This is a genomic window from Microbacterium sp. SORGH_AS_0969, assembly GCF_030818255.1.
In the GTDB taxonomy this organism is placed as follows: domain Bacteria; phylum Actinomycetota; class Actinomycetes; order Actinomycetales; family Microbacteriaceae; genus Microbacterium.
The window spans coordinates 47,861-73,266 of record NZ_JAUTAG010000001.1 but is presented as its reverse complement, the minus strand read 5'-3'; the positions used below and the strand labels follow the sequence as shown (position 1 = coordinate 73,266).

Below are 25,406 nucleotides of genomic sequence, written 5' to 3'. Positions count from 1 at the left end.
GGGCCTCGCAGCCCCACGAACGAAGGAAGACAATGGCAGATCTCTCTATCAGCCCCGACGTCATTCGTGACGCGCTGAAGGACTTCGTCACCGCCTACGAGCCCACCGGCGCTGCGGCGACCGAGGTCGGCGCCGTCGTCGACGCGGCCGACGGCATCGCTCACGTCGAGGGCCTTCCCGGCGTCATGGCCAACGAGCTCATCCGCTTCGCGGACGGCACGCTGGGCCTCGCGCAGAACCTCGACGAGAACGAGGTCGGTGTCGTCGTCCTCGGCGACTTCGCCGGCATCGAAGAGGGCCAGAGCGTCACCCGCACGGGCGAGGTCCTCTCGGTCGGCGTCGGCGAGGGCTACCTCGGCCGCGTCGTCGACCCGCTGGGCAACCCCATCGACGGTCTCGGCGAGATCGCGACGACGGGTCGCCGTGCCCTCGAGCTCCAGGCTCCCGGCGTCATGCAGCGCAAGAGCGTTCACGAGCCGCTCCAGACCGGTATCAAGGCCATCGACGCCATGATCCCCGTCGGTCGCGGACAGCGCCAGCTCATCATCGGCGACCGCCAGACCGGCAAGACGGCCATCGCGATCGACACGATCATCAACCAGAAGGCCAACTGGGAGTCGGGCGACGTCAACAAGCAGGTGCGCTGCATCTACGTCGCCATCGGCCAGAAGGGCTCGACCATCGCTTCGGTGAAGGGCGCGCTCGAGGACGCCGGCGCGATGGAGTACACCACCATCGTCGCGGCTCCCGCCTCCGACCCCGCGGGCTTCAAGTACCTCGCCCCCTACACCGGCTCGGCCATCGGCCAGCACTGGATGTACGAGGGCAAGCACGTCCTGATCATCTTCGACGATCTGTCGAAGCAGGCCGAGGCCTACCGTGCCGTTTCGCTTCTCCTCCGCCGCCCGCCGGGCCGCGAGGCGTACCCCGGCGACGTCTTCTACCTGCACTCGCGTCTGCTCGAGCGTTGCGCGAAGCTGTCCGACGAGCTCGGCGCCGGTTCGATGACGGGTCTGCCGATCATCGAGACCAAGGCCAACGACGTCTCGGCCTACATCCCCACCAACGTGATCTCGATCACCGACGGCCAGATCTTCCTGCAGTCCGACCTCTTCAACGCCAACCAGCGTCCCGCGGTCGACGTGGGTATCTCGGTCTCGCGCGTCGGTGGTGACGCCCAGGTGAAGTCGATCAAGAAGGTCTCCGGAACGCTCAAGCTCGAGCTCGCGCAGTACCGTTCGCTCGAGGCCTTCGCGATGTTCGCGAGCGACCTCGACGCGGCTTCGCGTCGTCAGCTCGCCCGCGGTGCGCGCCTGACCGAGCTGCTCAAGCAGCCCCAGTACTCGCCGTACCCCGTCGAGGAGCAGGTCGTCTCGATCTGGGCCGGTACCAACGGCAAGCTCGACAGCGTCGAGGTCTCGGACGTGCTCCGCTTCGAGCGCGAGCTGCTCGACTACCTGCGTCGCAACTCGACCGTGCTCGACACGCTGCGCGAGACCAACGTGCTCGACGACGACACGCTCGCCGAGCTGGAGAAGAAGGTCGACGCGTTCGCCCTCGAGTTCCAGCCCGGTGGCGACCAGAGCGTCGTGGGCGCCGAGAAGGTCGACGCGGCCGAGGCGGAAGACGTCAACCAGGAGCGGATCGTCAAGGGCCGTCGCTAAGAGCGGCGACACGAGAACGGAATCATGGGCGCACAACTGCGGGTCTACAAGCAGAAGATCAGTTCTGCTCAGACGACCAAGAAGATCACCAAGGCGATGGAGCTCATCGCGGCCTCGCGCATTCAGAAGGCGATGGCGCGTGTGCGCGCGGCATCCCCCTTCGCGCGTGCCGTGACGAGCGCCGTCTCCGCGGTGGCCACGTACTCGTCCGTCGACCACCCGCTGACGACCGAGCGCGAGAACATCCGCCGCTCGGCCGTGGTCATCTTCACGTCGGACCGTGGTCTTGCCGGCGCGTTCAACTCGCAGATCCTTCGTGAGGGTCTCGAGCTGGCCGAGCTGCTGCGGTCGCAGGGCAAAGAGGTCGTCTTCTACCTCGTCGGGCGCAAGGCCGTCGGATACTTCCAGTTCCGTCGCATGCCGAGCATCGAGCAGTGGGTCGGCGACACCGACACTCCGCAGTTCTCGACGGCGGAGGAGATCTCCGAGTCGGTCCTCAAGGCCTACCGCGCGGGCGGCGACAACGACGGCGTCGATGAGATCCACCTCGTCTACAACCGCTTCGTCAGCATGATGACGCAGTCGCCGGAGTCGGTCCGCCTTCTCCCGCTCGAGGTCATCGAGGCCGATGAGGCACCGGCGCAGTCCGAGATCTACCCGCTCTACGAGTTCGAGCCCGACGCCGAGACGGTTCTCGACGCGCTCCTGCCGGTCTACGTCCAGAGCCGCATCTTCAACGCTCTTCTGCAGTCTTCGGCCGCCAAGCACGCCGCGACGCAGAAGGCCATGAAGTCGGCCAGTGACAACGCCGACAAACTCATCACCGACTACACCCGCCTGCGCAACAACGCGCGTCAGGCGGAGATCACGCAGCAGATCGCCGAGATCGTCGGCGGCGCCGATGCCCTGGCATCCGGCAAGTAAGTTCCCAAGGAGAGAAGAAGCCATGAGCCTCACCGCCGAGAAGACCGACGCGGCCGTCGTCGGACGCGTCGCGCGCGTCACCGGCCCGGTCGTCGACATCGAGTTCCCGCATGACGCGATCCCCGACATCTACAACGCGCTGAAGACCACGATCACCATCGGTGACGAGTCGACCGAGATCACCCTCGAGGTCGCGCAGCACCTCGGCGACGACCTCGTCCGCGCCATCGCCCTCAAGCCGACCGACGGCATCGTCCGCGGCCAGGAGGTGCGCGACACCGGCGGCCCCATCTCGGTGCCCGTCGGCGACGTCACCAAGGGCAAGGTCTTCGACGTGACGGGTGAGGTGCTCAACGCCGCTCCCGGCGAGACCATCGAGGTCACCGAGCGCTGGGGCATCCACCGCAAGGCGCCGAGCTTCGACCAGCTCGAGTCCAAGACCGAGATGTTCGAGACCGGCATCAAGTCGATCGACCTCCTCACCCCGTATGTGCAGGGTGGAAAGATCGGCCTCTTCGGTGGTGCCGGTGTCGGTAAGACCGTCCTCATCCAGGAGATGATCCAGCGCGTCGCGCAGGACCACGGTGGTGTCTCGGTGTTCGCCGGCGTCGGCGAGCGCACCCGTGAGGGCAACGACCTCATCGGCGAGATGGAAGAGGCGGGTGTCTTCGACAAGACCGCCCTCGTGTTCGGCCAGATGGACGAGCCGCCGGGGACGCGTCTGCGCGTCGCACTCTCGGCCCTGACGATGGCGGAGTACTTCCGCGACGTCCAGAAGCAGGACGTGCTGTTGTTCATCGACAACATCTTCCGCTTCACGCAGGCGGGTTCCGAGGTTTCGACGCTACTCGGTCGCATGCCTTCCGCGGTGGGTTACCAGCCGAACCTCGCCGACGAGATGGGTGTGCTCCAGGAGCGCATCACCTCGACGCGCGGTCACTCGATCACCTCGCTCCAGGCGATCTACGTCCCGGCCGACGACTACACCGACCCGGCTCCCGCGACCACCTTCGCGCACCTCGACGCCACCACCGAGCTCTCGCGTGAGATCGCGTCGAAGGGTCTGTACCCGGCCATCGACCCGCTGACGTCGACGAGCCGCATCCTCGACCCGCGCTACATCGGTGCCGACCACTACCGCGTGGCGACCGCCGTGAAGCAGATCCTGCAGAAGAACAAGGAACTGCAGGAGATCATCGCGATCCTCGGTGTCGACGAGCTCTCCGAGGAAGACAAGATCGTCGTGTCGCGTGCACGTCGCATCCAGCAGTTCCTTTCTCAGAACACCTACATGGCGAAGAAGTTCACCGGTGTCGAGGGCTCCACGGTCCCGATCAAGGAGACCATCGAGTCGTTCGACGCGATCGTCAAGGGCGACTTCGACCACGTGGCCGAGCAGGCGTTCTTCAACGTCGGTGGCATCTCCGACGTCGAAGCCAAGTGGGCGCAGATCCAGAAGGAGAACGGCTGACATGTCGTTGCGCGTGAGCCTGGTGTCGGCCGACGCCGAGGTGTGGACGGGAGAGGCCTCGCTCGTCGTGGCCAAGACCGTCGAGGGTGAGATCGGCTTCATGCAGGGGCATGAGCCGGTGCTCGCGATCCTCGCCCAGGGCGAGGTGCGCATCACCCGCACCGACGGCTCGAAGATCCTCGCCAACGCTGAGGACGGCTTCCTGTCGATGGCGAACGATGAGCTCACGATCGTGGCCGGAAACGCTGCGCTCGTCTCCTGACGCCTGATTCCTCACGACGCGCGTCGCCCGGTTCGCCGGGCGGCGCGCGTCGCTCCTTTCGTGGAAGGTCGCATGCTCGTTCTCCTGCCTCCCTCTGAAACCAAACGGCCCGGCGGCGATGGCGAGGCCATGCGTCTCGAGGCCCTCTCGCTTCCGGCGCTGCGTCCGCAGCGTGAAGCGGTCATCGACGCGCTCGTCGCTCTGTCCGCCGACCAGGACGAAGCGGCGCGGGTGCTCAAGCTCAGTGCGAAACGTCGTCACGAGGTCGCCGACAACGCGGCTCTGCGCGACGCACCGACGATGCCCGCGATCGACCGCTACACCGGCGTTCTGTTCGATGCTCTGGATGCCGCCGGCCTCGACACCGCGGCGCGGTCGTGGGTCGCGGACCACGTGCTGATCCATTCGGCGCCGTTCGGCCCGGTCGGTGCGCTCGACGGCATCCCCGCATATCGCCTGGCGGCGGGAATCTCGATACCCGGACTCCCGTCTTTGCGTCGGGTGTGGGCGGATGCCGTCACCTCCGCACTGTCCGCTCTCTCGACGCCGTTCATCCTCGATCTGCGATCCGAGGCGTACGCGGCGCTCGGGCCTGTGCCCGCGGATGTCGCGAGCGCCTACGTCCGCGTTGTGACCGGTGGGGGAGAGGCGCCGGTTCGCGCGTTGAACCACTTCAACAAACACGCGAAGGGCGACCTGGTCCGGTCACTGGCGCTCACGGCCCCGACGATCGGGTCGAGGAACGATTTCGTGGCGTGGGGACGTCGGGCCGGCTGGGACATCCGCGAGGCCGCGGACGGAGAGCTCGCCCTATTCGTCTAGCACACCCGCGCGGTGGGTGTCAGGAAACACTCAGGTTCGCTACCATGTCACCCACCGGGAAACTCCCGCTGGCGCGCGTCTGCGCCATCATCGTCCGAAAGGATCGACGTGGACACCCTTCACCTCGCATACAGCGACCCCTACGGGGCGTCGGATGCCGCCGGGCTGGCAGCCCTGGGCGCCCTGTACGCCTTCTCGGCCGTCCTCGGTCTCATCGGCTACGCCATCACCGCTTTCCTTGCCATGAAGGTCTTCGAGCGTGCGGGAGTCGAGGGCAAGTGGCGTGCCTGGGTGCCGGTGTACAACTACATGGTCTTCGCCAAGCTCGGTGACGTCTCGCCCTGGGTCATCCTCGGAATCGTGATCGCCGGGGTGATTCCGATCCTCAACTTCCTCGCGCTGCTCGCCGGCATCGTCGTGCTCATCATGGCTTCCGTGCGCGTCAACGCGAAGTTCGGCCGCGAGTGGCCGATCCTGCTGCTGTTCCTCCTGAACGGGCTCGGCGTCTGGATCTGGCTCGGCATCCTCGGCTTCAGCAGCAACCGGTGGAACCCCGCCGCTGCCTCCCCGTCGCCGTGGGGCAACTCGTTCCTCGCCGACAAGACGGTCTGGAACGGCGTGCCCGTGCAGCCCGCGCAGCAGGGCGTCGGTGCGAACGCCGCCCCGCAGGGGTACGGCGCGCCCCAGGGCTACTCGGCGCCGCCGACCGGCTCGACCCCGCCCGCCGCGGGCGCCACCCCGCCGCCGCCGGCCCCGCCCGCGACGGGAACGACCCCGCCGCCGCCCGCACCGCCGGCCGGCCCCCTGGTCTGATCGTTCGATGGGCTCCTCACCCCGGTGAGGAGCCCATCGTCGTTCGCGCGGTCGTGCGGCGATCATCCCTCCGTGCCGCCCCGGGGTTAGCGTGGAGGGATGACGACTTCCCTTCTTCCTCAACGACCCGTTGGACGCTCCGGACTCCGGGTCTCCGCGGTCGGGCTCGGATGCAACAACTTCGGCCGGTCGGGGACCCCCACCGAGACGCTCGAGGGGACCCGTGCGGTTCTGGACGCCGCACTCGATGCGGGCGTCACTTTCCTCGACACGGCCGACGTGTACGGCCGCGAGTACGGGCTGTCGGAGACGCTGATGGGCGAGGCGCTCCTGGGGCGTCGTGACGAGGTCGTGCTCGCGACGAAGTTCGGCCACGCCGATCTCGCGCCCGGCGTGCTCGGGGGAGCGAAGGCGTCACGGACATCGATCCGTCGATCGGTGGAGGGATCGCTCCGCCGACTGCGGACCGACTGGATCGACCTCTACCAGCTGCACACGCCCGACCCCTCGACCCCCATCGAAGAGACACTCGACACGCTCGCTGATCTCGTCCGCGAGGGCAAGGTCCGGTACGTGGGCCACTCCAACTTCGCCGGATGGCAGATCGCCGAGGCGGAGTTCGCGGCACGCGGAGTGAGGTTCATCTCGTCGCAGAACCAGTACAGCCTGCTCGCTCGTGCGGCAGAGCGGGAGGTGCTGCCGGCGGTGGGACGGTTCGGCCTGGGTCTTCTGCCGTTCTTCCCCCTCCACAACGGCCTGCTGACGGGAAAGTTCTCACGGGAGGGAGGGCCCGAGGGAAGCCGCATCATGCGCCAGCGCCCTCACCTGTGGCGGGACGCGCCGTGGGATGCCCTCGAGCGGTATCAGACGTTCTGCGAGGAGCGCGGCATCACCATGCTCCAGGCGACGTTCGCGTGGTTCCTCGCCAACCCGCTGGTGTCGAGTGTCATCGCGGGAGCCACGAGCCCGGAGCAGGTGCGCGCGAACGCCGAAGCGGCGACCGCGTGGACGCCCACCGCGGAGGAGATCGCGGAGATCGACGGCATCCTGAGTCTTCCCGCCGACCCGGCGGCCGGATGACCCGGCCGTCTGCCGCGGCTGGGCGCGGCGCTGCCCGAGTCCGTGCGCGGGCGTCCATTAGGATGGCAGGGCCGCGCGCTCTCGCCGGCGAAGCTGTCGGCCAACCGGAGGATCTCTCGTGCCCGAGGTGACCACGCAAACGCGTACCGTTCCACTCACGGGGGCGACGCTCGAGCTGGCGTGGGCTGCGGGCACCGACACCGGGAAGCGCCGTGAGGTCAATCAGGACGCGGTCCTCGCGGAGTACCCGTTGTTCGTGGTCGCAGACGGAATGGGCGGACATCTCGGTGGGGAGATCGCGAGCGCGAGCACGGTCGACCGACTGCGCGCCGTCGTCGACGGGGGGACGGTGTCGCCCCGGCACATCGAGAAGGCCCTGTCCCGCGCGGTCAAGGACATCGTCTCGCACCCCGAGACCACCGATGAGGGCACCGGGACGACGCTGACCGGGCTGTATCTCGAGACGACGACGGACGAGCCCCACTGGGTCACCCTGAACATCGGCGATTCGCGGGTGTACCTCCTGCGCGACGACGACATCGTCCAGGTGACGACCGATCACTCGGTGGTGCAGGAGTTGATCGCCGCGGGGCGGCTGAGCCCCGAAGAGGCGGAGAACCACCCTTACGGAAACGTCATCACACGTGCCGTCGGACCGAGCGACAGCGTCAAGCCGGACTACCTCCGCCTCGAAGTCGTCGACGGCGATCGGTTCGTCGTGTGCTCGGACGGGCTTACCAAAGAGCTCACCGACTTCGGTATCAAGCACTTCCTCGAGGCGAACGCCGACCCGGCCGCAGCCGTCGACGCGATGATGGCGGCGGCCCTCGAGAACGGCGGCCGCGACAACATCACGATCATCGTGCTCGACGTCAACCGCCGCTCTTCCTGAGAATTCACCCTTGACCGCGGTTGCCCGCGGATTCTACGTTCGGCATATGACTTCCGCTCGCGAACGGACGTCGGGCAAAGGACTGGCCGCCGGGACCCTCGGACTCTGGGGTTCGACCGTCATCGGACTGGCATCCACCGCCCCCGTCTACTCCCTCGTCGCCACCCTCGGCTTCGTCGTCGTCGCGGTGGGTGCCCAAGCGCCGATCGCGTTCGTCCTGGCGTTCATCCCGATGCTCTTCATCGCCTTCGCCTACCGTGAGCTGAACAACGAGGTGCCGGATTGCGGGACGACGTTCACCTGGGGGACGAAGGCGTTCGGACCGTGGGTCGGCTGGATGGGCGGGTGGGGAGTCGCCGTCGCGGGCATGGTCGTCCTCGCCAACCTGTCGCAGATCGCCGGCATCTACCTGTGGTCGCTGGTCGGTGACGGATCGCTCGCCGAGAACGTGCCTCTCGTGACCGCTACCGGCGTCGCGTTCATCGCGGCGATGACCTACGTGAGCTACCGGGGCGTCGAGATCGGCGAGCGCATCCAGAACATCCTGCTCGCCGTCCAGTACGTCGCCCTCGCGCTCTTCGTCGTCGTCGCGCTGTGGAAGTTCTTCGACGGCACGGCCCCGAACCCGACCCCGTTCGACCTCGCGTGGTTCAACCCGCTCGGCTTCACCGACTGGAGCGGCTTCACCGAGGCCGTCCTGCTCGCGCTCTTCATCTACTGGGGATGGGACACGTGCCTCGCGCTGAACGAGGAGACCAAGGATCCGAAGCGCATCCCCGGACGCGCGGCCCTGCTCACCACGGTGATCCTGCTCGGCACGTACGTCACGGTCACCGTCGCGGCGATGATGTACGCCGGCGTGGGAGAGGACGGCGCCGGCCTCGCCAACGCAGATAACGCCGACGACGTCTTCCTGGCGATGAAGGACGGGCTGTTCGGCCCGTTCGCGTGGGTGCTGGTGGTCGCGGTGCTCATCTCCGCGGTGTCATCGACGCAGACCACGATCCTGCCGACGGCACGCGGCACGCTGGCGATGGCGGCATACAAGGCCCTCCCCGCCCGCTTCCAGACGGTGCACCCGCGGTTCCACACGCCGTCGTTCTCGACGCTCGTCATGGGGATCGTCGCGAGCGTGTACTACGTGGGCATGACCGTCATCAGCGACAACATCCTCCAGGACTCCATCCTGTCGCTCGGTCTCGCGATCGCGTTCTACTACGCGATGACGGGGTACGCGTGCGTCTGGTACTTCCGACGCGAGCTCTTCACGTCCGGCAAGAACCTCGTCTACCGTGGCATCCTCCCCCTGCTCGGGGCGCTGATGCTCACGTACGCCTTCGTCCAGTCGGCGATCGACATGTACGACGTCGACTACGGCAATTCCGAGCTGCTCGGCATCGGCGGCACGTTCGTCGTCGGCATCGGCGCGCTGGCCTTCGGCGTCGTGCTGATGGTCGTGTGGTACCTCGTCCCGGCGTCCAAGCCGTTCTTCCGGGGCGAGAGCCTGAACCGGGACACCGAGGTGCTCGTTCCCGACGAGCCCATCACGTACCCGCGTTCGGTCGACGGCGGTATCTGACCACCCGGGCCGCTCTCGTGCGGGGCGGCCCGTCAGACCGTCGCGCGGATGAGACCGACCTCGCGGCCACCGCCCGAGATCGTCAGGGGCAGCAGGGCGAGGGTATCGGCGACCGCCTCGGGGGCGAGGGCTCCGGTGCGCTCGAGCAGACGCAGTGCCACCGCGTGCCCGGCGCGATTGGAGCCGTCGAGCATCTTCAGCGCGACCGTCGTGCCGTCGGGCGCCGTCATGACCTGGACGCCCTCGGCACCGAGCTTCGAGAAGACGCCGAGGCGCTCGATGACGACGGTGTCGGGGCGACCCGGGCCGTCGATCGTCCACGGGTGCTCTTTCACTGCGCGAACGAGCGTCCCGGCGCTGCGGTGCAGGGCGAACGGAGAGCGCTCCGACGAGGTCGCGATGCGCTGGATGGCGCGAGCGAGACCGACGAGGCTCATGGCGTACACGGGGGCGCCGCAGCCGTCGATCGCGGTCGTCGTCATGCGCTCGCCGACGAGGCGCTCGAGCACCTCGCGGATGTGTACCTGCAGCGGGTGCTCCGGGTCGAGGTAGTCCGCCGTGGACCAGCCGTTCGCGACGCACGTCAGCAGCATCGCCGCGTGCTTGCCCGAGCAGTTCATGCGCAGGGGCGAGGGCGACCCGTGATCGCGCACGAGTTCATCGCGCGCGGCGGTGTCGCTCGGCCACGCTGCGGGGCACCCCAGATCGTCTTCGGTCAGGCCGGCGGACTGCAGGATGCCACGGGCCGTCTCGACGTGGCGCTCGGTGCCGCAGTGGCTCGCCATCGCGATCGCCAGGCGCTCCTCGGCGAGGTCGGCGCCCGCGGAAAGGCACGCCAGCGCCTGCAGAGGCTTCATGCTCGAGCGGGGGAGGAACGGGGCTGTCGCCTCGCCGAGCGTGAGCTTCTCGGATCCGTCGGGAGCGAGCACGACAGCGACGCCGTGATGACGGGATTCGATGAAGCCGTTCCGTTCGACGACAGCGAGTTCGACGGAGGCGGGGGGCGTGGCGGGCATCCGTCCATTCTATGGCGACGGGACCTTCGTCCCCTGGCGTCGACGTCGGCGCTCCACGGGCCGGAAGTCGCCCTCCCACGCGGGCAGCACGGCAGACTGGGACCATGAACGGAGAGCACCACTACCGCCTGCGCTCGACCTGGACCGGGGACCGGGGGAGCGGCACCAGCGGATACCGCGACTACGACCGCGCGGTCACGCTGGAGGTCGACGGCAAGCCCGCGATCGCGGCATCCGCTGACAAGCCCTTCCGGGGCGATCCCGCCAAATGGAACCCGGAAGAGCTGCTGCTCGCGGCCCTCAGCGAGTGCCACCTGCTGTCGTACCTGCACGCGTGCGTCACGACCGGAGTCGTGGTCACGGCGTACGAGGACGACGCGTCGGGGACCATGCAGGAGGACGGCAACAGCGGCGGAGCCTTCACGGAGGTGGTCCTGCGTCCGCGCGTCCGGGTCGCTGACGAGTCGATGGTCGAAGCGGCCCGGACCGCCCACAAGCAGGCGCGCGAGTGGTGCTTCATCGCGAACTCGGTGAACTTCCCGGTCCGACACGAGCCCGAGATCACCGTCGGCTGATCCTGGCGCGCGGTCGGGGTCCGGCGTCGTACAGTGAGCGCATGCAGCTCGAACCGGCCCTCCGTCGCCTCGATCGGATCGCGGGTGGACGCCAGGCGGACCACCGCGTGGATGTCCCCGAGGACCCGAGAGTGCATCGGGCGTTCCGCGCGATCACCCTTCTCCTCGGACTCGGGTTCGTACTGGGTGTCGCCACGGTCGTCGTCGCTCTGGTGATGACGCTGAACGGTGCCGATGTCGGGTTCGCGGTGTGGATGCGGTGCCTCGTGGTGCTCGCGATCACGACGACGCTGTTCTACTTCCTCTGGCGTGCGCGAGCCGGGTGGTACTGGGCGTTCCGGCGGTTGCAGCTGTTCAGCCGGATCTTCCCGATCGTCGCGCTCGTGCTCGCAGCGATCCCCGGCCTCTACCCGTTCTGGGTGGTGACCGAGCAGATCCTCTTCGCGATCCTGCTCATCGGGGTGTCGGACTATCTGCAGTCCGACGTGGTTCGCGCGGCCTATCCCAAGCCGCAGCGATGAGAGATCCCCTGCCGACGCGGAGACACACATCCGACTCGGCGATGATGCGAGCTTCACCGTTGCGCGCGCGAGCCGGGGGACCTGCCTCATGAGAATGACGTCGAGTCGAGCGTCGATCGCTGCCGTCAGCATCGCCGTGGCGGGGATCATCGCGGTCCTGCCCGACGGGATGCTGCGATGGACGTTCCCCAAGTACCTCGTCGTGGCCGTCGCCGTGGGCGTGGCTCTCTTCGCGAGGAGGACCGGGAGGCTCCCGACCTGGGCATGGGTCGTCGCGGCTTCGGCCTTCGCCGCTCTCGTCGTCGCGGCCATCGCGGGCTCCGTCCTTTACGGCACGGACGTGTGGGTCGGCCTGATCGGCCGGTGGCCCCGCTACCTCGGTCCGCTGGTCGCGCTGCCCGTCGGTCTGGGCGTCGCTTGGCTCGCGGCTTCTCTGCTCGGATCGCGTGCCGACGGGACGTGTGTGCGGGCCTTCCTCATCTCCCTGTCGGGCGCCGCGACGGCGGTCGCCTTCGTCGGTGTCCTCGAGGCGTTCGGACTGCGTCCGTTTTCGAGCGATCTGGAGAGACCGGGATCGCTCTTCGGAAATGCGACGGACCAGGGCATCGTGTGCGCGATGATGCTGATGGTGCTCGCCGGTGCGGCCGCAGCGAGATGGGTCCGCGATGACACCGTGCTGAGGATCGTCGTCGCGGTGGGCGGTATCGGTGCGCTGATCGGCCTCGGCACGTCCGCGTCGCGCGGTGCCTATCTCGCCGCCGTCCTCGGTCTGATCGTGCTGGCTCCGCTTCTCTGGCGCACGGGCGTCCTGCGGGGCCGCACCATTGCGATCGGAGCAGCCTCGACGGGCCTCGCCCTGACGTTCGTCGTGCTCTCGGCGCCCGGTGCCCTTGACCGCCTCACCGGTGCGGACGCCGTGGCTGCGGCGACCGTCGGTGAGCGCTGGACGCTGTGGCAGTGGGGGCTGCAGGTCTTCTCGACATCCCCCGTCGTCGGGGCAGGATCCGGGAGCTTCATCGACCGCGTCCCGTCCTTTCAGGACGCGTCGTGGTACCTCGACCGCCCCCTCAACACGGTGCTCGAGTCGTCACACAGTTGGATCCTCGATGCCGCGTCCGACGGGGGACTCGTGCTGGTGGCGGTCATGGCCGTCGGCCTGGGCTTGGCCGTCCGGACCGTGACACGCAGACTTCGACGAGGCCACGATGTGAACGGCGTTTTCCTGGGGAGCATCGCGGGACTGATCGTCGCGATTGTGGCGCTGCTCGCTCACCCGACGGGCCCCGCGGCGTTCCTGCTCGTGGCGATCCTTCTCGGGATCGTCGTGGCGGAGCCCGCGTCCGTGCGCGAGGAACTCCGCGCCGTGCCGCGGATGATCGCGGCGCGCGTGGTCGGCGCCGCGGTCGTCGTGGCTCTCGCGCTGGCCACCGTGGCCGAGATCCCAATGGCCACGGCGGCGGCCCGGGTCGATGCGGGCGCGTCGCCCGACGCGGGCTTCGCCACAGCGGTGGCCTTACGACCATGGGACAAAGAGCTCGTGGCGCTGGCGGCTCAGGTGCTGACAGCCAGGTCGGATGCCGGCGACGCCGACGCCGCAGACGCGGCGCGGGTGTGGACGGCCCGAGCGGCTGCATCTTTCCCTCACACGCTCGCCGTTCTCGACGCGCGGGCCGTCACCCTCGAACTCGCGCAGGACTGGACGGCGGCGGCAGCGGTGAGAGAGCGGATGGCCGAAGTCGCCCCGCACGACATCCCGGCTCGGCAGGATCTCGCGATCGACCTCGCAATGGCAGGCGACCTCGACAGAGCGGTGCAGGTCGCCTCCGCCATCCTCGAGGAGAGACCCGACTTCGCCAACGCCCGAATTCTGATCACGCAGATCTGCGCGGATCGCCCCCGTGAAAGCTGCCCCGCAGCCACGGGATAACGGTCGCGTCACCTGTTTCGTTTTCCGGCCTTGAGCTGTGGTATTACTTGACCGCGGCTACACGAGTGTCGCCTTGGGGGAATGGTGCGGCAAGCCGCATCCGGGGGAGACGGGCGAAACGCCCGTCGCTGGAGAAGACGTGGCCACTGCAGTCGTTTCGCGCACCTTTCGTGCCATCGCCCGTGTCACGGTGATGGCCCTCTTCGTCGCCGGGGCGGTGATTGCTCCGACCAGCGCCTACGCGCAAACACCGCCGTCGCCCTCGGCAAGCTCGTCGGTCGCCGCGAGTCCCACGACGTCCGTCTCGGCGAGCCCGAGTCCCACCGCCTCGGGTCCTCGTCCTTCGGCGTCGGCGAGCCCTTCCGCTTCGCCCTCTGCGACTCCTCGCCCGTCGGCGTCCGCGTCGCCGAGGCCCTCCGCGTCGCCTTCCCCGTCGGCGACACCCTCCCCGTCAGCGACGCCGAAGCCTTCGGCATCCGCATCGCCGAGGCCCTCCGGGTCGCCGAAGCCGTCGGCATCCGCGACGCCGAAGCCGTCTGCGTCGCCCTCACCGACCCTCGCTCCGCCGCCTTCCTTGGTCCCCGTTGCGACGGCGGTGATCTCCGGGAAGGTGACATACCCGCAGGGCGTGAACCTCGCGGGCGGAACGACGTATGCGTCGATCCGGGCGTCGGACAACTGGTACTCCGCAACGGTGGGGAACGACGGATCGTATGCGTTCTCGGGATTGCCCGCGGGCACCTACTACATCCAGTTCCAGTCGTACGGACGCAACGTGCTCGACCAGTGGTACGGGGGGAACGGCGACTTCTCGGCAGCGACGCCCGTCACCGTCACTGCGGGCCAGACCAAGTCGGACGTGAACGTCGTGCTGGCCAAGGGCGGCGAGCTCTCGGGGACGGTGACCACGACGTCTGGCGCAGCGGTGACCTCTGCGAGAGTCGAGGTCTATCGAAAGTCCGACGGCTCGTGGATGTGGCAGAACTCGACGGGGACCGACAGCAACGGCTCGTTCTCTCTCTCCCGACTCCTGCCCGGTGAGTACACGTTGGCCTTCCGCAGCCCCGACGGTCAGAACCTGATCGGCGAATGGTGGAACGACAAGTCGACGCTCGCCGCAGCCACGTCGATTTCCGTCGCGAAGGGTCAGGCCGTCAGCGGCCTGAAAGCGCAGCTGGCGACGGCCGGCACGGTGACCGGCACCGTGGCGTATGCGGACAAGACTCCCGTGACCGGTATTGCGGTCACCGCCTACGATCGTTCCGGCAACGTGGTCGGCAGAGGGTCCACGGACGCGTCCGGCCGTTACACGATCCAGGGCCTGGGCGGCGGATCGATCGCCGTGGGTGCGTCGGCTCCTGGCGGGATGGTCTTCTCCGGCGGAACCTCATCGCTCACGGGCGCGACCTTCATCGCCGTCAAGGCCGGTGCACGGGTCAGCGTCGATATCGGTGTCGCTGGGGTGACGGTGAGCGGGAAGGTCACGGTCGCCGGAACGTCGACGCCCTTGACCTCAGGCACCGTCACGCTCACCGGGGCGTCCGGGCCGCAGGGTGCGGCCGTCGCCATCGCGGCGGACGGCTCCTACACGATCCGCGGAGTGACGGCGGGCAAGTACGTCGCCCTCGTGACGCCCACCTCGCCTTCGTACGTGCCGACGTGGTCGGACAGCGCGGCCTCGAAGGACTACGCCGATTACTTCGCCGTGTCCGCCTCGAGCGTGAAGAAGGATCTGTCCGTCATCCGCTCGGGGAAGGTGACGTTCACTGTCGCGAATGCCGGCTACGTCGGGCTGTATCGCTGGTCGTCGGCCGGGACGACGTACGTCAAGAGCGATTACGTGTCCGCGGGATCCACCTTCACGGCCGACGGCCTCGTGCCGGGCGAGTACACGGTGCTCATCGGCAGGTACTACCTCGGGGGCGTGACCGATGACGCGGCGGCGTCGCACTTCACGGTGTCGTCGGGTAAGACGAAGAGCCTCGGACTGGTCGACACCGCACCGAAGGACGGCGGGTCGATCTCGGGTCGAGTCACGGCACCCGACGCGACTTTCGCGTCCATCACCGCCTACGACGCGAAGGGACAGGCTTTCTCCTCGTACACCACGTCGTCCGGATCGGGGATGACCTACACCATCGCGAATCTCCCGGTCGGCACGTACACCGTGGCGGCGCAGATCACGGGGTACCCGACGGCCTGGTACGGGGGGCGCAAAGCGGCGACCGTCTCGGTGACGAAGGGGGCGAACAGCACGGCGAACATCGCGGCCACGCGCGCGGACGCCTCGCTCTCCGGCAAGGTCACCAAGGCCGGTGCCGCTGCCTCAGGTGCCGGGGTGCAGTTGCTCGAGGTCGTCTCGAGCACGCAGACCGGACAGATTTCGTACGCGACGGCCGCGCCCGATGGGTCCTACTCTTTCGGCAGTGTGCTGAAGTCGGGGCGGACGTACCGGATCACCGTGTGGGCATTGGGGGCCGCAGAGAAGTCGATCACTTTCACCGCATCGAGCGGGGCCATCACGAAGAACCTCGCGCTGGACGCTCTGGGTCAGTTGAGCGGTCTGGTGAGTGACCGCGGCACCGGGAAGGCCGTCGCCAACATCCCCGTCCGCGCTGTGCGGGACGGCGATGACGGTGAGGGGTACAGCACGCTCACGGATGCCGCGGGCGGATACGACTTCACCGGGCTCCGTGCCGGCACCTATCGCGTCCAATTCGGTGCGTACAGCAGCGGCTACGCCATGCCGACCGGGATCAGTGGATACGGTGCGTCCACGATGCCGTACTACGCCCCGGAATGGCTGGACAACTCCGGCACTCGCGAGGGTGCGACCGCGGTCACGGTGACCGCCGGGGGGAGAACAGCAGCGAAGGCGGGCAAGGTCGAGCAGGGCGCGACGGTCACCGGTCGGGTCAGCGGGAAGACGGCATCCGGTTCGACGGTGTGGCTCAAGGATGCGACGGTGTCCGTTTACACCCTGCGGGACCAGCTCGTCGTGCGGACCAACGCCGGCGGGGGCGCCCCCGGCGGGTATGCCCTCTCGGTTCGGCCGGGCACCTACAAGATCTGTGCGTCACTGCCGGAGACGAGCGAGTACGCGGGTCTTCAACCTGCCTGTCGCACCGGGACGATCACCGTCACAGCGGGGAAGATCACCGGGAGCGTGGATCTCGCGCTGACCTCTCGGACTCCTCCGCCTCGGTCCAGGACCGGCCACTGAGACCGTCGGGATATCGGACGCTCCTCGACTCGGGTTGATCCCAGGCTTCGGGCACAGCGCGGCGCCGGTGGATGCCGAGGCTCGGACGCCTCGGCATCCGGACCCCGAGATCTCGACGAAACGACGGAACCCCGCCGGCGCGAGGCCGACGGGGTTCCGTTCTGACGGGGGCGCTCAGCGCACGTCGTCGTCGACCCAGTCCATCGACTTGGTGACGGCCTTCTTCCACAGACGCAGCTCGCGGTCGCGCTCGTCGGAGTCCATGTCGGGCTCCCAGCGCTTGTCCTCCTGCCAGTTGGCGCGCAGGTCGTCGAGGTTGTCCCAGAAGCCCACCGCCAGCCCGGCGGCGTAAGCCGCACCGAGCGCGGTGGTCTCGGCGACGACGGGGCGCACCACGGGTACGCCGAGGATGTCGGCCTGGAACTGCATGAGCGCGTCGTTGGCGGTCATGCCGCCGTCGACCTTGAGCTCGGTGAGGTCGACGCCCGAGTCGGCGTTGACCGCGTCGAGCACCTCGCGCGTCTGGAAGGCGGTGGCCTCCAGGGCGGCACGGGCGATGTGGCCCTTGTTGACGTAGCGGGTCATGCCGACGATCGCGCCGCGGGCATCGGGACGCCAGTACGGCGCGAACAGGCCCGAGAACGCGGGCACGAAGTACACGCCGCCGTTGTCGTCGACGGAGCTCGCCAGCGCCTCGACCTCGGGGGCGGAGGAGATGATGCCGAGCTGGTCGCGCAGCCACTGGATGAGCGAACCGGTGACGGCGATCGATCCCTCGAGCGCGTAGCGCGCGGGCTGGTCGCCGAGCTTGTAGCCGAGGGTGGTCAGCAGGCCGTTCTTCGAGTGGACGATCTCCTCGCCGGTCTGGAAGATCAGGAAGTTGCCCGTGCCGTAGGTGTTCTTGCTCTCACCCGGGTTGAAAGCGGCCTGGCCGAAGGTCGCGGCCTGCTGGTCGCCCAGGATGCCGGCGACGGGGGTCTCGCGCAGGAGCGACGACGACTCGACGGTGCCGTACACCTCGGACGACGAGCGGATCTCGGGCATCATCGAGCGCGGAACGCCGAAGTCGGCCAGGATGTCGTCGCGCCATTCGAGCGTCTCGAGGTCCATGAACAGCGTGCGGCTGGCGTTGGTGACGTCGGTGGCGTGCACGCCGCCGTCGATGCCGCCGGTGAGGTTCCACAGCACCCACGTGTCGGTGGTGCCGAAGATCAGGTCGCCGGCCTCCGCCTTCTCGCGTGCTCCCTCGACGTTCTCGAGGATCCAGACGATCTTCGTCCCCGAGAAGTAGGTGGCCAGGGGCAGACCGACGATGCTCTTGTAGCGTTCGGTGTCGCCGTCGGCGAGGCGGTCGACGATCGACTGCGTGCGCGTGTCCTGCCAGACGATGGCGTTGTAGACGGGCTTGCCGGTGTTCTTGTCCCACACGACGGCGGTCTCGCGCTGGTTCGTGATGCCGACGGCGGCGATGTCGTGACGGGTGATGTCGGCGCGGCTGAGGGCCAGGCCGATCACCTCCTGGGTGTTGCGCCAGATCTCGAGCGGGTCGTGCTCGACCCACCCCGCGCGCGGGAAGATCTGCTCGTGCTCCTTCTGTCCGACGGCGACGACGCCCCCGGACTTGTCGAAGATCATCGCGCGCGTCGAGGTCGTGCCCTGGTCGATGGCGAGGACGTAGTCGGCCATGGATGGACTCCTTTGTCTAGTAGAGGTGAGGAAGTGGTGAAGCGGAGCGCGGGGGCGGCGCAGGCCGGGTGGTTCGCACCGTCCCCCTGAGGTGTTACTTGCCGAGGTGGAGCAGCACGGGCGCGAGCAGACCCGCGAGCAGACCGCCGACGAGGGGACCGGCAACCGGAACCCAGGCGTAGCTCCAGTCGCTGGAGCCCTTCCCCCTGATGGGGAGGATCGCGTGGGCGATACGCGGGCCGAGGTCACGGGCCGGGTTGATCGCGTAGCCGGTCGGGCCACCGAGCGAGGCGCCGATACCGACCACCAGCAGGGCCACGGGGACGGCGGCGAGGCCACCGATGCCACCGGGGACGCCGATGTCGGCGACGCCGTAGTCGGCGAACCCGAAGATCACGAAGACCAGGACGAAGGTCGCGATGACCTCGGTGAGGAAGTTGAAGCCGTACGAGCGGATGGCGGGGCCGGTGGAGAAGACGCCGAGCTTGTTCGCCGGGTCGGGTTCGTCGTCGAAGTGCTGCTTGTACGAGGCCCACGCCAGCACGGCACCGATGATCGCACCGACCATCTGCGCGGCGACCGCGACGAGGAACTGGACGAAGGAGATCTTGCCGGCGACCAGCAGGCCGAGCGACACGGCGGGGTTCAGCTGGGCACCCGAGTAGGCGGACACGATGACACCGGCGAAGACCGCGAGTCCCCATCCCCAGTTCACCATCAGGGTGCCACCGGCGTTGCCCTTGGTCTTGGCCAGGGCGACGTTGGCGACCACGCCGCAGCCCAGCAGGATGAGCATCGCGGTGCCGACCACCTCCGAGAGGAAGTACAGCCCCAGATTGACTTCTTGCATGTCGTCATCGACCTTTCTGTTGTCGCCCGTCCACCTTCGGCTCGGGCGTCGTTGCGGCTCGGTGATCCGAACCTAAGACCGCCGTGCGGGCGCGCAACAGGTGACGCGCCCGCACGTTCTCTCAGATTGCGGCGACTCCGGCCCCGGCCAGATCGACGCGGTGCGCGGTGAGGAGAATCTCGCGGGTGCGCTCCACCTCGTCGTGGACACGGTCGGTGTCCCAGCCGAGGGGACCGGCGACCGCCTCGGCGACCTCGACCAGCGTGCGCTCGGTCATTCCGCCGACGAACGCGAGGTGCGTCCGGCGCAGGAGCACGTCGATCAGGTGCACGACCTGCTCGTTGCGGGCGATCCACTCGAGTTCCTCGACGTAGTAGCCGGGGGCGTGCTCGATCGGAGTGGGCTCGGCCGGGAGCGCTTCGAGAAGCAGGTCGGCACGGGTGCCGTAGCGCGTGAGGAGGGCTTCGACGAGCTCGCGGGAGTGAGCATTCGTGCGTGCGGCTACCCACCGACGGCGCGCCTCGGGGGTCGCCGGGAAGCCCGCGCCGCCGCCGATCGGCAGTCCCTGCGTGCTCACGCGGTGCGGACGACGCAGCTTCTGCAGCGTCTTCATGCTGAGGTGCTCGGCCAGCGCGCGGAACGTGGTCCACTTGCCGCCGACCAGGCTCATCGCGGGAACGCCCGCGATCTCGTCCTCGACGATGCGGTAGTCACGCGAAACGAAACCGGGAGCGGTGTCGTCGTGACGCGGGAGGGGACGGATGCCGGAGAAGGTGTAGACGATCTGCGAGCGGTCCACCGCGATGCTCGGGAAGACGTGCCCGACGAGGTCGAAGAAGTAGTCGATCTCGTCGTCGGTGCACACCACGGGCTTCGACGGGTCGGCGTCGATGTCGGTCGTGCCGACGAGGACGCGGTCCTTGAGCGGGTAGATCAGCACGATGCGGCCGTCGGAGTGCTCGAAGAAGATTTCGCGTCCACCCGTAGCGGCGAGCAACTCGGGGTTGTCGAGGACGATGTGCGAGCCCTTGGTGCCGCCCATGAACTGGGTCTTGAGCCCCATGGCGGCGTTCGCGAGGTCGGTCCAGGGGCCGGCCGTGTTCAGGATGACCTTGGCCTTGACCGAGAACTCCTCGCCCGAGACCTCGTCGCGGACGCGCACGCCGTTCGCGTCTGCGCCGATGGCGGAGACGTAGTTGACGGCCTGCGTGCGGCCGGCTCCGGCGACGATGCCGTCGTGGAGCACGTCGAGCGCGATGCGCTCGGGGTCGTGCATCGACGCGTCGAAGTACGTCGCGGTGTAGGCGAGGTCGGGGTTGAGCTTGGGCAGAGCCTGCAGCGACTTCTTCTTCCCGAGGAAGGTGTGGCGGGGAACCGAGCCACCGTCTCGCGAGAAGGTGTCGTACATGATCAGGCCGACCTTGATCAGCAGGGCGCCGCGCTCATTGGGCTTGCCGCGACCGTGGGTCACGAGGAGGCGGAACGGCGCCGACAGGATGCCGGAGAACGTCTTGTAGATCGGGATCGTTGTCTCGAGGGGCTTCACGTAGTGCGGCGCGGTCTTGAGCAGATCGTTGCGCTCGGTCACCGCTTCCTTGACGAGACGGAACTCGCCGTTCTCGAGGTAGCGGATCCCGCCGTGCACCATGTGGCTGGAGGCCGACGAGGCGCCCGAGACGAAGTCGCCGCGCTCGACGAGGGCGACGCTCACACCCTGCAGGGAGAGGTCACGGAGAGTGGCGAGGCCGTTGATGCCCCCGCCGATGATGAGGACGTCGATGTCTTCGGCGTCACGAAGCGCCTGAACGTCGGCGCGGAGCGAAGTTGCGGGGGACGACATGTCGACTGCGACCTTTCGTAGTTGGTACGCCGACAGAATGCGCCCGTCTGCACGTTGTTGCAAGCCCCTTGAAAAAACGTGCACAATGGGGGCGGACGGGAGGGCCCATGGTGACCCAGGCAGAAGCCCGCAGCCGGGATGCTCTCCGCGCCGCGCAGCTGTATTACATGCAAGATCTGACGATGGACGCCATCGCCCATGAGATGCGCGTCTCGCGCTCCTCGGTGTCGCGCCTGCTGCAGCACGCCCGCGACGTCGGGCTGGTGACGATCTCGATCAGCCCGCCCGACGACGCCCGCGGGCAGATGGCGCAGCGCATCGCCGACCGCTTCGGCATCGCCGCGCACGTGGTGCCCACGCCCGCACGCACGACGGAGGCCGATCGCCTCGAACGCACGGCCCTGACCGCCGCGCGCATCCTCACCGAGCGGGTCGAGTCCTCGATGACGGTGGGGATCGCGTGGGGGTCGACGCTCTCGGCGATCGCCCGCCACGTCCCCGCCAAGGACGTGCACGACACCCACATCGTGCAGATGAACGGTGCCGCCAACGTCCGCACCAGCGGCATCCCGTACGCGGGAGAGATCCTGTCGCGGTTCGGGACCGCCTGGTCGTCGTCGGTGCACCAATTCCCGGTTCCCGCGCTCTTCGACGATCCCCAGACGAAGCGTGCGATGTGGCGGGAGCGCTCGGTGCGTTCCGTCCTCGAGATCCAGGACCGCGTCGGGCTCTTCGTGTTCGGCCTGGGTTCGCCGCAGGCCGACGTGCCCTCGCACGTCTACAGCAGCGACTACTTCGACGAGCGTGATCGGGCGGTGATCGAGCGCGAGGGCGTGGTCGGCGACTGCGCGACGGTGTTCTACCGCGTCGATGGGTCCAGCGACATCCCCGAGCTGAACGCCCGCTCGAGTGGCCCCGACCTCGACACCGTCCGGCGCATCCCGCGGCGGTTCTGCGTGGTGTCGAGTCTGTCGAAGCTCGACGCCCTGCGCGGCGCCCTCGCGGCGGGACTCGTCACCGAACTCGTCGTCGAAGAGGCCCTCGCCCGTCGCCTGCTGAGCGTCACGCGCTGAGCCTCACGCGCTGAGACTCAGCGCTCGCCGAAGCCGTCCTCGATCAGAGCCCGGAGGTCGTCCAGGGCCTCTCGCGCCTCGGGGCCGGTCGCGCTGACGCGGACGCGTGATCCCTGACGCACGCCCAGCGCCATCAGCGCCAACAGGCTGCGCGCCGAGATCTCTTCCGAACCCGTGTCGAGATCGATGAGACGCACGTCGGCGTCGTACCGCGACGCGGTCTTGACGAAGGTCGCGGCCGGCCGAGCGTGGAGGCCCGACGGGTTCGTGATCATCGCCTCGAAAGCCGCGCCTTCCGCGGCCTTCGCGGTTTCGGATGCCGCACCCGCACCGGCGCTGTCCGTGTCCGCCCCCAGCTGTCGGCGCTTCGCGTCGCCCGCCGTCGCGCATTCCGTCGCGACCGCGTCGAGTCCTGCTCCGCCCGCGGCCGTCACGACCGCCGCCACGAGACCCTCGACGAAGGGTGCCGCGCTGAGGCGGACACGATCCGGTTCGGCGACGAACTCCAACGCCGTCTCGGCACTGAGGATCGCGGAGCCGAGATCCATCAGAACGAGCACCCCGTCGCCGCCGTCGGCCTCGTCGATCGCGGAAGCGATGGCCACGGCATCCGTCCCGAGGTCGCCGTCGGGCCCGCCCGCTGCGACGCGCACCGTGGGCGGATTCTCCCCACCCATCTGCAGGGCCAGTTCGATCGCGGCGTCGGCCAGGGCGCGCGAGTGCGAGACGACGACGAGGCCGATCATGCGGCGTCCGCCAGCGTGTCCCGCAGGGCTTCGAGCAGGAGCGTCGCCGACGTGGCGCCCGGGTCGAGGTGCCCGGCGCTGCGCTCGCCGAGATAGCTCGCGCGGCCCTTGCGCGCGACGAGCGGCTCGGTGGAGTCGCGGCCGCGGGCGCCGGCCTCGGCTGCCGCGCGCGCGGCTCCGGCAGGGTCGGCGCCGTCGGCGACGGCCGTGTCCCACGCGTCGAGCGCGGGAGCCAGGGCGTCGATCATCGTCTTGTCGCCGAGTTCCGCTTTGCCGCGAGCCACGACTCCGTCGACGCCGGCGCGGAGGGCGGCGCCCAGGGCCGTGGCATCCGCATCGTCCGACGTCAGGGCGGGACCCATCCGCAGGAAGAACGTGCCGTAGAGCGGGCCGCTCGCGCCGCCCACCGACGACACGAGCGTCATCCCGACGGTCTTGAAGAGCTCGGCAGGCGTCGCCGGTGCGGGGTCGAGCTTGGCCACCACGGCGTCGAGCCCCCGCGCCATGTTCGAACCGTGATCGGCGTCACCGATCTCGGAGTCCAGGCGCGTGAGCTCGTCCTTGTGCTGCTGGACGGCGTCGCGGAACGCATGGATCCAGGCGACGAGATCGTCGATCGAGACGGCGCCGCTCATGCGCCCCACCGCAGTCCCGGGGTCACGACCGGCGCGTCCCACAGGCGCAGCATCTCATCGTCGGCCTTCACCACCGTGAGCGACGCTCCCGCCATGTCGAGGCTGGTGATGTAGTCGCCGATGAGCACGCGCTGCACGACGACGCCCGCGTCGGCCAGCAGGGGAGCGATCTCGCCGTAGAGCAGGTATTGCTCGATCAGCGGCGTTCCGCCGAGCCCGGACAGCAGCACGATGGCCGGCCCGACCGGGTCGCCGAAGTCGTGGACGATCGGGTCGACCATGAGCTTCGCGATCTCGTGAGCGGATGCCAGCTTCACGCGCGACCGACCGGGTTCGCCGTGGATGCCGACCCCGACCTCCATCTCGTCGTCGGGCAGCTCGAAGGTGGGTCGGCCCGCAGCGGGGACCGTGCAGCTGGTCAGCGCCACTCCCATCGAGCGGCCGGCCGCGGACACGCGGCGCGCGAGCTCGGCGACGGTGGCGAGGTCGGCTCCCTCTTCGGCCAGGGCGCCGACGATCTTCTCGAGGATGACCGTGGTGCCGGTGCCACGGCGGCCCGCGGTCCACGTCGAGTCCTGGACCGCGACGTCGTCAGCCACGACGACCGCCTCGACCTGCACACCCTCGGCCGCCGCCAGCTCGGCCGCCATCTCGAAGTTCAAGACGTCGCCGGTGTAGTTCTTCACAATGTGCAGCACACCCGCACCCGCATCGACGGCCTGCGTCGCTGCGAGCACCTGATCCGGCGTGGGGGAGGTGAAGACCTCGCCCGCCGCCGCCGCGTCGAGCATTCCGCGTCCGACGAAGCCTCCGTGCAGTGGCTCGTGGCCCGAGCCTCCACCCGAGACGAGGGCGACCTTGCCGGCGCGGATCGGCTCCGCCCGCAGGATCACGCGATTCTCCGCGTCGACGCGGAGCTCGGGGTAAGCGGCTTCGATGCCGCGCAGGGCCTCGGCCAGCACGTCGGCCGGGTCGTTGACGAACTTCTTCACGGTGCCTCCTCGTCGTGGCGGTGACGGTTCGGGGCCGTCACTCCCGACCCTGCTCGCCCCGCGTCGCCGCGTCAAGCAGCAAGTCGAGGAGGAGAGCGTCAGAGGCGCTCGTGCGGGAGCACCTGCTTGATGCGCTCGAGGGGGTTCTGCGCGGGGGCCTCGTTGTACGCGTTCGCGAGCTCCTGCTCGCTGAGGGCGTGGATCGCGGCCATGATCTCGTCGGTCGCGCCGCGACGCGCCCGGCCCGAGGTGGCGGGCCCGTGGGGGGAGAGGTCGATGGACTCGCCGAAACGGACCGTGATGCGCTCTTTCGTCGTCGGGATCTTCGCGCCGACCGGCATGACCTTGTCTGTGCCGATGAGGCCGACCGGGACGACCGGAGCGCCCGTCTGCAGGGCCAGGAAGGCGACTCCGGTGCGTCCCTTGTAGAGGCGGCCGTCGAGGGAACGCGTGCCCTCGGGGTAGAGCGCGACCGCGCGACCGTCCTCGAGCAGCGCGCGCTGCTGCTCGAGGGCGTCGAGGGCTTTCTGCCCGGCGCCGCGTTCGACGGGGATCGCGCCGATCGCGGTGAAGAACTGCCGCGAGGCCCATTTCTCGAAGTACGCCGACTTCGCCATGAAGTGAACGGGGCGAGGAGCCGCGACGGGGATCGCGATGGAGTCGATGAACGACAGGTGGTTGCTCGCAAAGATGACGGGGCCCGTGCGCGGGACGTTCTCGCGTCCTTCGACGCGCGGGCGGTACACGGCGCGGGCGAGGGGGGCGATGAGCGAACGCCCGAGGACGTACGTCGCACCCATCTGCTGCGGCACGGC

At 68.7% G+C, this 25,406-nt stretch carries 23 protein-coding genes; 14 read left to right on the top strand and 9 right to left on the bottom strand.

Annotation, left to right across the window (positions count from 1 at the left end):
* The first annotated feature begins 32 nt into the window (after nt 1–32).
* From atpA to QE388_RS00270, 9 genes are all read left to right on the top strand, one after another.
* Entirely contained in the window at nt 33–1,664 is a 1,632-nt protein-coding gene (atpA, locus tag QE388_RS00310) for a F0F1 ATP synthase subunit alpha (RefSeq protein WP_058597266.1), read from the top strand.
* 24 nt (nt 1,665–1,688) lie between these two features.
* Complete coding sequence (locus QE388_RS00305) at nt 1,689–2,588, top strand: F0F1 ATP synthase subunit gamma (protein WP_058627821.1); 900 nt, start codon at nt 1,689–1,691, stop codon at nt 2,586–2,588.
* Nucleotides 2,589–2,610: 22 nt separating this feature from the next.
* On the top strand, nt 2,611–4,059 hold the full coding sequence (atpD, locus tag QE388_RS00300) for a F0F1 ATP synthase subunit beta (protein ID WP_275797264.1): 1,449 nt from the start codon (nt 2,611–2,613) through the stop codon (nt 4,057–4,059).
* A gap of 1 nt (nt 4,060) precedes the next feature.
* A complete protein-coding gene (locus QE388_RS00295; RefSeq protein WP_058597269.1) occupies nt 4,061–4,321 on the top strand; it encodes a F0F1 ATP synthase subunit epsilon in 261 nt (86 codons plus the stop codon).
* Nucleotides 4,322–4,393: 72 nt separating this feature from the next.
* Nucleotides 4,394–5,143, top strand: coding sequence for a YaaA family protein (locus QE388_RS00290; protein WP_307382039.1), 750 nt, complete (start codon nt 4,394–4,396; stop codon nt 5,141–5,143).
* A gap of 108 nt (nt 5,144–5,251) precedes the next feature.
* Entirely contained in the window at nt 5,252–5,956 is a 705-nt protein-coding gene (locus tag QE388_RS00285) for a DUF5684 domain-containing protein (RefSeq protein WP_307382037.1), read from the top strand.
* Between the two features lie 99 nt (nt 5,957–6,055).
* Entirely contained in the window at nt 6,056–7,036 is a 981-nt protein-coding gene (locus QE388_RS00280; protein ID WP_307382033.1) for an aldo/keto reductase, read from the top strand.
* 118 nt (nt 7,037–7,154) lie between these two features.
* A complete protein-coding gene (locus QE388_RS00275) occupies nt 7,155–7,928 on the top strand; it encodes a PP2C family serine/threonine-protein phosphatase (protein WP_307382030.1) in 774 nt (257 codons plus the stop codon).
* A 46-nt stretch (nt 7,929–7,974) separates the two neighbouring features.
* The gene (locus QE388_RS00270) at nt 7,975–9,507 is read left to right on the top strand and encodes an APC family permease (protein ID WP_307382028.1); all 1,533 of its coding nucleotides are present in this window, start codon (nt 7,975–7,977) and stop codon (nt 9,505–9,507) included.
* A 32-nt stretch (nt 9,508–9,539) separates the two neighbouring features.
* Here the strand turns inward: QE388_RS00270 and QE388_RS00265 are convergent, their stop codons facing one another.
* The gene (locus QE388_RS00265; RefSeq protein ID WP_307382022.1) at nt 9,540–10,523 is read right to left on the bottom strand and encodes an asparaginase; all 984 of its coding nucleotides are present in this window, start codon (nt 10,521–10,523) and stop codon (nt 9,540–9,542) included.
* Nucleotides 10,524–10,627: 104 nt separating this feature from the next.
* Between QE388_RS00265 and QE388_RS00260 the strand changes: the two genes are divergently transcribed.
* From QE388_RS00260 to QE388_RS00250, 3 genes are all read left to right on the top strand, one after another.
* Entirely contained in the window at nt 10,628–11,098 is a 471-nt protein-coding gene (locus QE388_RS00260; protein WP_307382020.1) for an OsmC family protein, read from the top strand.
* Between the two features lie 41 nt (nt 11,099–11,139).
* Nucleotides 11,140–11,619, top strand: a complete 480-nt coding sequence (locus QE388_RS00255) for a hypothetical protein (protein ID WP_058597030.1) — start codon at nt 11,140–11,142, stop codon at nt 11,617–11,619.
* A 94-nt stretch (nt 11,620–11,713) separates the two neighbouring features.
* Nucleotides 11,714–13,546 carry an O-antigen ligase family protein gene (locus tag QE388_RS00250; protein ID WP_307382017.1) on the top strand — a complete coding sequence of 611 codons (1,833 nt, stop codon included), beginning with the start codon at nt 11,714–11,716 and terminating at the stop codon, nt 13,544–13,546.
* Between the two features lie 237 nt (nt 13,547–13,783).
* Here QE388_RS00250 and QE388_RS00245 read toward each other — a convergent pair whose 3' ends face one another.
* Nucleotides 13,784–14,224: a hypothetical protein gene (locus QE388_RS00245; protein ID WP_307382014.1), complete on the bottom strand. Its 441-nt coding sequence runs from the start codon at nt 14,222–14,224 to the stop codon at nt 13,784–13,786.
* Here QE388_RS00245 and QE388_RS00240 point away from each other — a divergent pair.
* Nucleotides 14,142–16,769 (top strand): collagen binding domain-containing protein, encoded by a 2,628-nt coding sequence (locus QE388_RS00240; protein WP_307382012.1) that lies wholly within the window; start codon nt 14,142–14,144, stop codon nt 16,767–16,769. The genes QE388_RS00245 and QE388_RS00240 overlap by 83 nt on opposite strands.
* Nucleotides 16,770–16,943: 174 nt before the next feature.
* Here the strand turns inward: QE388_RS00240 and glpK are convergent, their stop codons facing one another.
* The 3 genes from glpK to QE388_RS00225 form a co-directional block, all read right to left on the bottom strand.
* Nucleotides 16,944–18,455 carry a glycerol kinase GlpK gene (gene glpK, locus QE388_RS00235; protein ID WP_275800096.1) on the bottom strand — a complete coding sequence of 504 codons (1,512 nt, stop codon included), beginning with the start codon at nt 18,453–18,455 and terminating at the stop codon, nt 16,944–16,946.
* 94 nt (nt 18,456–18,549) lie between these two features.
* On the bottom strand, nt 18,550–19,305 hold the full coding sequence (locus tag QE388_RS00230; protein WP_307382006.1) for an MIP/aquaporin family protein: 756 nt from the start codon (nt 19,303–19,305) through the stop codon (nt 18,550–18,552).
* A 121-nt stretch (nt 19,306–19,426) separates the two neighbouring features.
* Nucleotides 19,427–21,145 carry a glycerol-3-phosphate dehydrogenase/oxidase gene (locus QE388_RS00225; protein ID WP_307382003.1) on the bottom strand — a complete coding sequence of 573 codons (1,719 nt, stop codon included), beginning with the start codon at nt 21,143–21,145 and terminating at the stop codon, nt 19,427–19,429.
* A 107-nt stretch (nt 21,146–21,252) separates the two neighbouring features.
* Between QE388_RS00225 and QE388_RS00220 the strand changes: the two genes are divergently transcribed.
* Complete coding sequence (locus QE388_RS00220) at nt 21,253–22,218, top strand: sugar-binding transcriptional regulator (protein WP_275799326.1); 966 nt, start codon at nt 21,253–21,255, stop codon at nt 22,216–22,218.
* 17 nt (nt 22,219–22,235) lie between these two features.
* Here the strand turns inward: QE388_RS00220 and dhaM are convergent, their stop codons facing one another.
* The 4 genes from dhaM to QE388_RS00200 form a co-directional block, all read right to left on the bottom strand.
* Nucleotides 22,236–22,964 (bottom strand): dihydroxyacetone kinase phosphoryl donor subunit DhaM, encoded by a 729-nt coding sequence (gene dhaM / locus QE388_RS00215; protein WP_275799327.1) that lies wholly within the window; start codon nt 22,962–22,964, stop codon nt 22,236–22,238.
* The gene (gene dhaL / locus QE388_RS00210) at nt 22,961–23,599 is read right to left on the bottom strand and encodes a dihydroxyacetone kinase subunit DhaL (RefSeq protein WP_275799328.1); all 639 of its coding nucleotides are present in this window, start codon (nt 23,597–23,599) and stop codon (nt 22,961–22,963) included. The genes dhaM and dhaL overlap by 4 nt, the downstream gene beginning before the upstream one ends.
* Complete coding sequence (gene dhaK / locus QE388_RS00205) at nt 23,596–24,591, bottom strand: dihydroxyacetone kinase subunit DhaK (RefSeq protein WP_307381999.1); 996 nt, start codon at nt 24,589–24,591, stop codon at nt 23,596–23,598. Before dhaK ends, dhaL begins: the two co-directional genes overlap by 4 nt.
* 98 nt (nt 24,592–24,689) lie before the next feature.
* A complete protein-coding gene (locus QE388_RS00200; RefSeq protein ID WP_307387020.1) occupies nt 24,690–25,391 on the bottom strand; it encodes a 1-acyl-sn-glycerol-3-phosphate acyltransferase in 702 nt (233 codons plus the stop codon).
* Between the last annotated feature and the right edge of the window lie 15 nt (nt 25,392–25,406).

Bases quoted from the DNA above. Each gene is read 5' to 3' on its own strand.
- QE388_RS00280 (WP_307382033.1), top strand. From the start codon at position 6,056: ATGACGACTTCCCTTCTTCCTCAACGACCCGTTGGACGCTCCGGACTC.
- QE388_RS00255 (WP_058597030.1), top strand. From the start codon at position 11,140: ATGCAGCTCGAACCGGCCCTCCGTCGCCTCGATCGGATCGCGGGTGGA.
- QE388_RS00260 (WP_307382020.1), top strand. From the start codon at position 10,628: ATGAACGGAGAGCACCACTACCGCCTGCGCTCGACCTGGACCGGGGAC.
- QE388_RS00305 (WP_058627821.1), top strand. From the start codon at position 1,689: ATGGGCGCACAACTGCGGGTCTACAAGCAGAAGATCAGTTCTGCTCAG.
- QE388_RS00295 (WP_058597269.1), top strand. From the start codon at position 4,061: ATGTCGTTGCGCGTGAGCCTGGTGTCGGCCGACGCCGAGGTGTGGACG.
- atpA (WP_058597266.1), top strand. From the start codon at position 33: ATGGCAGATCTCTCTATCAGCCCCGACGTCATTCGTGACGCGCTGAAG.
- QE388_RS00230 (WP_307382006.1), bottom strand. From the start codon at position 19,305: ATGCAAGAAGTCAATCTGGGGCTGTACTTCCTCTCGGAGGTGGTCGGC.
- atpD (WP_275797264.1), top strand. From the start codon at position 2,611: ATGAGCCTCACCGCCGAGAAGACCGACGCGGCCGTCGTCGGACGCGTC.
- QE388_RS00290 (WP_307382039.1), top strand. From the start codon at position 4,394: ATGCTCGTTCTCCTGCCTCCCTCTGAAACCAAACGGCCCGGCGGCGAT.
- QE388_RS00270 (WP_307382028.1), top strand. From the start codon at position 7,975: ATGACTTCCGCTCGCGAACGGACGTCGGGCAAAGGACTGGCCGCCGGG.
- QE388_RS00265 (WP_307382022.1), bottom strand. From the start codon at position 10,523: ATGCCCGCCACGCCCCCCGCCTCCGTCGAACTCGCTGTCGTCGAACGG.
- glpK (WP_275800096.1), bottom strand. From the start codon at position 18,455: ATGGCCGACTACGTCCTCGCCATCGACCAGGGCACGACCTCGACGCGC.
- QE388_RS00200 (WP_307387020.1), bottom strand. From the start codon at position 25,391: ATGGGTGCGACGTACGTCCTCGGGCGTTCGCTCATCGCCCCCCTCGCC.
- QE388_RS00220 (WP_275799326.1), top strand. From the start codon at position 21,253: ATGGTGACCCAGGCAGAAGCCCGCAGCCGGGATGCTCTCCGCGCCGCG.
- QE388_RS00225 (WP_307382003.1), bottom strand. From the start codon at position 21,145: ATGTCGTCCCCCGCAACTTCGCTCCGCGCCGACGTTCAGGCGCTTCGT.
- QE388_RS00250 (WP_307382017.1), top strand. From the start codon at position 11,714: ATGACGTCGAGTCGAGCGTCGATCGCTGCCGTCAGCATCGCCGTGGCG.
- dhaL (WP_275799328.1), bottom strand. From the start codon at position 23,599: ATGAGCGGCGCCGTCTCGATCGACGATCTCGTCGCCTGGATCCATGCG.
- dhaM (WP_275799327.1), bottom strand. From the start codon at position 22,964: ATGATCGGCCTCGTCGTCGTCTCGCACTCGCGCGCCCTGGCCGACGCC.